The organism is Oleiphilus sp. HI0079 (genome assembly GCF_001635105.1).
The window spans coordinates 1-957 of record NZ_LWFT01000004.1 but is presented as its reverse complement, the minus strand read 5'-3'; the positions used below and the strand labels follow the sequence as shown (position 1 = coordinate 957).

Annotated in this window: 2 protein-coding genes; both read left to right on the top strand. The window is 46.6% G+C overall.

Annotation, left to right across the window (positions count from 1 at the left end):
- The first annotated feature begins 126 nt into the window (after window positions 1–126).
- Complete coding sequence (locus A3750_RS27235) at window positions 127–441, top strand: Bor family protein (protein ID WP_068547915.1); 315 nt, start codon at window positions 127–129, stop codon at window positions 439–441.
- On the top strand, window positions 438–884 hold the full coding sequence (locus A3750_RS00230; RefSeq protein ID WP_068451229.1) for a hypothetical protein: 447 nt from the start codon (window positions 438–440) through the stop codon (window positions 882–884). Before A3750_RS27235 ends, A3750_RS00230 begins: the two co-directional genes overlap by 4 nt.
- Window positions 885–957: the final 73 nt, after the last annotated feature.

The following is a 957-nucleotide window of genomic DNA, read 5'->3' as shown; positions in this document are numbered from 1 at the left end:
ACCGAATATCTAAAAGAAAAACAAGACTAACAAGTGTCTGATACGGAATGACAACAGGATCACGCGCTAAAGGCCATGCCGTGTGTATAATGCAGCAACTTTTAGCGCGAACTTACACTAAAAACAATGAAATCGCTTAGATTAACCATTCTTACTCTCGCCCTTGCCTTCTTAAGCGGCTGCGCCGCAATCACAATTACCGAGAGCGGCGACCCAGACTTCTTATATCGCCCTCATTATAAAGAAAGTAAACCGTTCTTCTTTTGGGGTATGTTGGGCGANCACCGCGTGAACACGCAAGNAATTTGTCGCGGCCGGCCAGTTGTGCAAATGCAAACAAAATTTGAGCCGATGGACATTCTCTACGCCACAATAACGCTCGGTATCTATATGCCACGAACGGCAAAAGTCTGGTGCGAAAGAAAGGTTGTAGCGGAATGAAACTAATTCAAGCGATTTATAAAGCCCCGAAACGCTTAACGCCGATTATTTGTGCAGCATGCCTGCAAGCTTGCGCGGTGATCCACTTTGAAAACGGGCCAGTCGTGCCTGATCCAAGCCCTGACATCGGCTTTGACTGGACGCTTGGCTTGCTCTCAGACTCTGATGCAATGCCAAATTTACAATACGATGCCGCAAGCAGCATCCGTTATCGTCGCTGGTATCACCACGCGATATTTTCACTAGCAGAAATCAGCAACCCACTTCAGTTGAAAGTCGATTGTTCAGGCCTTGAATGGAACCAAATTACTACCGAAGTCACACCAACAGACTTCATCGTCGGGCTGACCGACAATATCCTGCTATACAACGCAAATTCGTGGGCTCTCGATCTCTGGTCTCCCTGGAGCATTGAGTACTCTTGCAGAGACCGGCGCCGATAAGAATTTTTAGCTAAAAGGCCTTTTTATACGCTTTTACAACTAAACCAAAAAGCAAGATCGCACTCAAACCCAA